Here is a 6,057-nt window from a genome sequence, read left to right as displayed (position 1 = left end):
TGGCAAACGGCATCAGGCGGGGAACCGTACATCTAAGGTAATACCTGAAAAGCGGATATTATTCGAGCAGTTGTGTTTGCAATTATTCGATTAAGAATCCCCGTGTCTTTAGACCGGGGAGTGTCAACAGAATATGATAATTAATGTTGGGTTTCCTTGGGTCAACCCAACCTACGGGGTAAAATCAAGATCATAAAACACAACTTTAATCACAGGATATTTATAGTATGGAATATCGCCGCGCCAATGTGGCAGGAGGAACATACTTTTTACAGTGGTGACAGAGAAAAGACAAAAAATATTATGTTTACCAAAAAATGTTTCTTTATTAAGAGATGCTTTTGGTTATGTGATGCGGAAACATCCATTTATTATAGATGCTATTGTGATTTTACCTGATCATCTTCATTGTATTTGGACATTACCAGAAAATGATCATGATTTTTCCACGCGTTGGCGGTTAATTAAAAGTTATTTTAGTCGTCAATGTGAAACTATTTCACCAGAAAATATATCTGCATCTAGAAAAAAGAAAAAACAACGGGCTATATGGCAATATCGTTTTTGGGAACATTTAATTAGAGACGAAATAGATTTTCAAAATCATGTTGAATATATTCATTATAATCCGGTGAAACATGATTTGGTAACAGCACCAAAAGATTGGGAATATTCAAGTTTTTATCGCGCTGTGCGTCAAGGTATGTATGACATGATGTGGGGTGCGGGTGAGGAAATTATTTTTGATGATGATATTGGCAACGAGTAGGTTGGGTTGTAGCAAGATCCCGAAGGGTATGAAATGAAACCCAACATTTGGGGTATAATACCTGCGGATAGTGTTGGGTTTCGTTCCATTGCTCCGCGTTCACGCAGTGTCCCGCAGGGATACGTTCACGTTCCACAACCCAACTTACGATTAAAGGTCTAATAAATTTTTATCATATTTACCAGTTAATAACCAGTATATTGGTGCTATTAAACCAAATGGCTTCCATATTTTACCATTTTTTATACCCGCATACTTGCCTTTACAATTTGCTTCTGAAGTATCACCTATCATACCAAATGCAGAATAAGCAAAATAAGCAACTGCACAATTCCAATTATTATTCCAAATTTGTAAGGCTAATTTTGTATGGGGAAATTTCAGGTTAAAAAATTGATTAAGATGATTCTTGTAAGGATATACTTGAGGTAAATCAAAATGGGAAAACATCACTGCTATTCGATATTGACGTTTATCATCTTGATTAATTCTTAAATTTAATTCTCTTTCTAATACCGTGAGACTTTGAGCTATTTCAATATCATTTATAGCTGTAGCATCAACGATTAAAGCTAGATATTTTGTTTCTGTTAATTGTTCTATACAGCTATTTAACCAATCATTATATTGATTACTTTTTATATGTTCAGGTAATGATAATCCTGTCAAAAATTCTCCCGGATACATATTCAAACAACAAGAAATTTCTACCTGATTTTGATTAAATTTACTTAAATTATTATTGATCTGAATTTGAAACCCAAAATGTGTTTCTTCTATGCCCATGTCTGGAGCGTCCAAAATGTTTCCTTGAGCTAAAATATATTTAGCCTTGTTTGCTAAAAATTCAACCCCCTCAGTGAAATATTCAATTGAGTATGATGAGTTGGTTTTTAGTAAATTATTCAAATAAGCTAAAGTTGCTAAATAAGTAATTTTTCCAGAAGGTCTAGGTCCGATAATAGAAATGTGACCTTGATAAACTTCTAATTGTGGAGAACTAGGAACATGGGAATTATCCACTAACAAATTCAACCATTCTATGATTGACTGAGGGCGAAATTTGTAATTTAACGCCATTCCCTTCATAATGGCATCATTCACTCTGTCACTGATACCAAAATTAAAATCTTTAACTGGTTTTAAGGTGAAATTTTGCAATCTAGCCGGTGCTGGCATTGGTAACTGTCCAGTCAACAAAGCGTATAATGTAGCAGCTAAAGCATAAATATCAATATATTCTCCCCGTTCTGCATCTGGTAAATACTGTTCAGGAGGTGCATAACCTGGAGTAAAATTCTGTGTATGTTGTTGAACTTCACCTGATACAAATTGTCTCGCAATACCAAAATCAATTAACACCGCTTCTTGTTTACCAGCCCGAATCATAATATTATTGGGCTTCAAATCTCGATGTAATAAACCCTTGTCATGAACTAGGGTTAATGCGTCACCAATTTGTTGAATATATAGCAGTGCTTCCGCTTCTGATAACGCCCCTTTTTCAGTTATCCTTTTTCCTAAATCTTCACCGTTAATATACGCCATCACTATACAAGGTAAACTAGCTTCATCAAAGACATTTTCTACCTCAACTATATGGGGATGACGACATAATGCTAGTCTCAATCCTTCATCACGGAAATCTTGTTTTAATTTATCTTGATAAGCTATCAAATCTGGACGGTTTAAAATTTCTTGTCTCAAGGTTTTTATTACCCGCAGTTCACCGCGTTGGTTTTTAGCCAAATAGGTGATACCTATTCCCCCTTGACCTAGTTCTCGTTCTATAATGTAGCGTCCCCCAAATAACGCCTTTCCAGGATAAAATAGCATTTTCATTAATTTCTATTTACTCAAGTAGTTGAATTTTGTATCGTTTAGCCAGTTTTTGCAAATCCCTTTGAAAACGAGCAGTAAGAGCAATTTCAATGGGTAGTGGTTCATTATTATTCTCCATCTATCCCTTCCCACATTTGTGAAAGGGGTATAGTTTGTCCACTTAATGCTTCTTTTATTCCCTGACGAATACCTTCAATGACAATTTCTGTGGGTGTTTCTTCAAAAGCTGAATTTTTCTCTAATGGGAAAATAGATTTTTGAATAAGTTGCAGTGCATAAGTTTCCACAGAAAGACCTTGTTGTTGTGCTTGCTGTATTAAATACTGTTCTAATTCTGGTGGTAAATTGATGGTTAGTGTCATAAATCTATCTATTATAAAATGAGTTTAGTTTTATCAATTTACCAAAGTTTTTGATAATGGCGACAAAAAATCTATGACTAATCTCTTACAACAAGCCTATGCTGTCGTCTCACGGCTACCTGAAGATGAACAGAATGAAATTGCTCAAATGATTCTCCAAAAATTAGCACAGCGTCAACAACTACTGCATCCAAAGAATATAGATTTTATGCAGTTTGCTGGTATTGCGAATGCTGAAGAAACTATACTTTTACAAAACCTCGAACATGAGATTGAAGAACAAAGATTACTAGACTTGCAAAGGCAAATTGAACTGTGAAAAAAGCTTTACTAGAGTACTTGTGCAAAAACTTCGTTCCATCCGGTAATAGGTACAATAATCTTTAAGCGTAAAGTACCTATATCATCATTATTAACAATGATACAAGGTCGGGTTTTGCTAATTTCATCCCCTACTGTGGGATCAGCATTATACAGCCAGATTTCACCTCTACGCATAATCTTGGTACTCATAAAAATCTTCATTACAAGTATCAACAAATTCTGTTAAACTGCTTTCTGTTTCATAATAAGAACGCATCATTTCCGCAGCAGCAGTTAAGCCCAGTTTTTGAGGATTTTGCATTTCTTCACCCATGAGTTTTAAGGCAAATTCTATTATCTCTGGTCTTTCGACATTAGGCATTTGTTTAATAGCTTCTAAAATTTGGGGGTTGATCATAATTTGTGGCAATTGTAAGTAGTTTCTATTTTAAAGTAAGATATACTGACTCTGCAACCTTCGTAGGTTGGCTTGAATGAAATGAAACCCAACACCACCCACCAAGATATGTTGACACTCTCAGGGCTAAAGCCGCTGAGATTCTGGGGACAGAGTAAACTTAGGTAATGCCCAAAGTTTAATTCTCGCTACGGTCGCACAACACCGTCTACCCAGTAAGCCTAAGTCTAAGCTTAGATTGCTGGATATTTCTGTTGTTAACATTGATGTAATATACCGTAGGCATAGCTCTGATGTTGTTGCACTTTGATAAATTCTCGCTCCTGAACTAAAAATTGACTTTTTTGCCTATTTTACTTGTGTACTAATTACTAAGAATTACAATGCCATCCGTAAACCAACAGTTATTTTCCCAATCTGGATTAAATTTGATTGCATTCATAGTTTCTCCGTCTTGTCTTTTACAAGTTGGTACAGTGTCTATGCTGATATTAGTTATAGCTCAGAAAGCTACAAGCGAGGCATTAATCAGCCTGGGTGAAGCAAGTGAAGAATTATTACGAGGCGATCGCCTACCTGTCCTTCCTTTTCCAGATGGTTATAAATTAGACAAGGATTAGAAATCATCCGTAAAACTCAAGCGTATTTTCATGATGAATGCCCAGAATATACCCCAATTACCAATTCCCTCCTACTTTAACCCTGCAAAAGTCGGTGAAGTTTGGCGTGTACCTTATCAACAACGTGCTGCTGAAGCTGAAACTTATGCCAAACAACAAAACATTCCATCAGCAGCTTTAGATAAAAACCGTATTTGTCTATTATTAATAGATGTCCAAAATACCTTTTGCATTCCCGATTTTGAATTATTTGTAGGCGGAAAAACTGGAATTGGTGCAGTTGAAGATAATCAAAGACTGTGCGAATTTATTTATCGCAACTTGGGAATAATTACCAAAATTATTCCCACACTAGATACTCACACAGCCATGCAAATCTTTCATCCTATATTCTGGGTAAATTCCCAAGGAGAACACCCAATACCTGCCGCAACCAACATTACACCCACAGATATTAAAAATGGTATTTGGCAAGTTAATCCAGCGGTTGCTAATAGTCTCAATAATGGTGATTATGACTTGTTAGCAAAACAGGCTTTTCATTATGTTCAACAACTCAGCCAAGATGGAAAATACCCGTTAACGGTGTGGCCTTATCATTCTATGTTAGGTGGAATTGGTCATGCTTTGGTTGCATCAGTAGAAGAAGCAATATTTTTCCATAGTATCGCCCGTCAAAGTCAAACCCAATTTGAATTAAAAGGGGAAAATCCGCTAACAGAAAATTATTCTATTTTACGCCCTGAAGTTTTAACAGGATTTGATAATCAGCCAATTGGACAAAAAAACACAAATTTAATTAAACAACTTTTAGAATATGATGCGGTGATTATTGCGGGACAAGCTAAAAGTCATTGTGTTGCTTGGACAATTGACGATTTATTAACAGAACTTAAACAGGTAGATCCCACCCTCACAAAGAAAATTTATCTTTTAGAAGATTGCACTTCTCCTGTTGTCGTTCCTGGTGTAGTTGACTATACGGAACAGGCTAATAAGGCATTTGCTAGATTTGCCGAAGCTGGAATGCACATTATTCAATCAACTGAAGAATTAGTCATTAGTTATTAGTCATTAGTCATTGGCTTAGGTATTTTCAAAATAGCAAGCCATTTTTACTCTTGACTCCTGAATTATTATTGTATACTAAAATGCTCAACGAAATTAAAGAATATTTACAATTACACCAAAGCCCATAAAGTCTTGACAAAACATAGAAATAATGTGTTAGCATAGGTAGCATTGACAAATATACTCTCCCAAAGTACACATCAATATACCAAATACATTAATCAGATCAAAAGGATTATGGGATGCCGACTGAAAATTTTTTTAAGTGATGAAGAAAAGTTAACTTTAGAAGAGTTGAGAAAGGCTAAGGATGTTCCTCAACGGACAAAAGACCGCGCTCAAGTTCTACTGTTGAATGCTCGTGGATTAAATAACGAACAAATTGCTCAAGGCTTAAACTGGGCAGTTTCTACAGTCCGTCAGACCCTGCATCGGTGGCGAAAGATGGGTTTAGCCGGATTATGGGATGCTCCAGGTCGAGGCGGAAAACCCCGCTATTCGGAAAATGATTTAGAGTATCTAGAAAACTGTCTATTTGAAGAACCTCAGACTTATAACTCCAAACAACTAGCCAAAAAACTAGCATCTGAGCGACAAGTTTACTTGAGTCCTGACCGACTCCGCAGAGTTCTGAAAGCCAGAGGTAAGGGGCAGGGGGCAGGGAGCAGGGGG

General features: G+C 36.2%; 9 protein-coding genes. 5 read left to right on the top strand and 4 right to left on the bottom strand.

The genetic code is table 11. The annotated features are described in order from the left end of the window. Window positions 1-277: 277 nt before the first annotated feature. Entirely contained in the window at window positions 278-769 is a 492-nt protein-coding gene (locus tag IQ228_RS18880; protein ID WP_370566911.1) for a transposase, read from the top strand. 150 nt (window positions 770-919) lie between these two features. On the opposite strand, the gene IQ228_RS18875 is transcribed toward IQ228_RS18880, so the two are convergent. Then, window positions 920-2,605 carry a serine/threonine-protein kinase gene (locus IQ228_RS18875; protein WP_193963921.1) on the bottom strand — a complete coding sequence of 562 codons (1,686 nt, stop codon included), beginning with the start codon at window positions 2,603-2,605 and terminating at the stop codon, window positions 920-922. 113 nt (window positions 2,606-2,718) lie between these two features. Continuing rightward, entirely contained in the window at window positions 2,719-2,973 is a 255-nt protein-coding gene (locus tag IQ228_RS18870) for a hypothetical protein (protein WP_027401749.1), read from the bottom strand. A gap of 73 nt (window positions 2,974-3,046) precedes the next feature. Here IQ228_RS18870 and IQ228_RS18865 point away from each other — a divergent pair, with 73 nt between their 5' ends. Continuing rightward, window positions 3,047-3,292, top strand: a complete 246-nt coding sequence (locus tag IQ228_RS18865) for a hypothetical protein (protein WP_193963920.1) — start codon at window positions 3,047-3,049, stop codon at window positions 3,290-3,292. A gap of 11 nt (window positions 3,293-3,303) precedes the next feature. On the opposite strand, the gene IQ228_RS18860 is transcribed toward IQ228_RS18865, so the two are convergent. Both IQ228_RS18860 and IQ228_RS18855 read right to left on the bottom strand, forming a co-directional pair. Continuing rightward, window positions 3,304-3,471 carry a type II toxin-antitoxin system PemK/MazF family toxin gene (locus IQ228_RS18860; RefSeq protein WP_080683843.1) on the bottom strand — a complete coding sequence of 56 codons (168 nt, stop codon included), beginning with the start codon at window positions 3,469-3,471 and terminating at the stop codon, window positions 3,304-3,306. Continuing rightward, window positions 3,464-3,694: a hypothetical protein gene (locus tag IQ228_RS18855; protein WP_193963919.1), complete on the bottom strand. Its 231-nt coding sequence runs from the start codon at window positions 3,692-3,694 to the stop codon at window positions 3,464-3,466. Before IQ228_RS18855 ends, IQ228_RS18860 begins: the two co-directional genes overlap by 8 nt. 383 nt (window positions 3,695-4,077) lie before the next feature. Between IQ228_RS18855 and IQ228_RS18850 the strand changes: the two genes are divergently transcribed. The 3 genes from IQ228_RS18850 to IQ228_RS18840 all read left to right on the top strand — a co-directional run. Then, window positions 4,078-4,314, top strand: coding sequence for a hypothetical protein (locus IQ228_RS18850; RefSeq protein WP_027401746.1), 237 nt, complete (start codon window positions 4,078-4,080; stop codon window positions 4,312-4,314). Window positions 4,315-4,347: 33 nt separating this feature from the next. After that, entirely contained in the window at window positions 4,348-5,385 is a 1,038-nt protein-coding gene (locus IQ228_RS18845) for a cysteine hydrolase family protein (protein WP_027401745.1), read from the top strand. 171 nt (window positions 5,386-5,556) lie between these two features. Next, the coding region (locus IQ228_RS18840; protein ID WP_193963918.1) for a helix-turn-helix domain-containing protein at window positions 5,557-6,057 on the top strand (501 nt) is incomplete at its 3' end.

Source organism: Dolichospermum sp. LEGE 00246 (assembly GCF_015207865.1).
In the GTDB taxonomy this organism is placed as follows: Bacteria; Cyanobacteriota; Cyanobacteriia; order Cyanobacteriales; family Nostocaceae; genus Dolichospermum; species Dolichospermum heterosporum.
The sequence above is the reverse complement of the archived record's forward strand: the minus strand, read 5'-3'. Positions and strand labels throughout refer to the sequence as shown.

Bases quoted from the DNA above. Each gene is read 5' to 3' on its own strand.
- IQ228_RS18875 (WP_193963921.1), bottom strand. From the start codon at position 2,605: ATGCTATTTTATCCTGGAAAGGCGTTATTTGGGGGACGCTACATTATA.
- IQ228_RS18870 (WP_027401749.1), bottom strand. From the start codon at position 2,973: ATGACACTAACCATCAATTTACCACCAGAATTAGAACAGTATTTAATA.
- IQ228_RS18865 (WP_193963920.1), top strand. From the start codon at position 3,047: ATGACTAATCTCTTACAACAAGCCTATGCTGTCGTCTCACGGCTACCT.
- IQ228_RS18860 (WP_080683843.1), bottom strand. From the start codon at position 3,471: ATGCGTAGAGGTGAAATCTGGCTGTATAATGCTGATCCCACAGTAGGG.
- IQ228_RS18855 (WP_193963919.1), bottom strand. From the start codon at position 3,694: ATGATCAACCCCCAAATTTTAGAAGCTATTAAACAAATGCCTAATGTC.
- IQ228_RS18850 (WP_027401746.1), top strand. From the start codon at position 4,078: ATGCCATCCGTAAACCAACAGTTATTTTCCCAATCTGGATTAAATTTG.
- IQ228_RS18845 (WP_027401745.1), top strand. From the start codon at position 4,348: ATGAATGCCCAGAATATACCCCAATTACCAATTCCCTCCTACTTTAAC.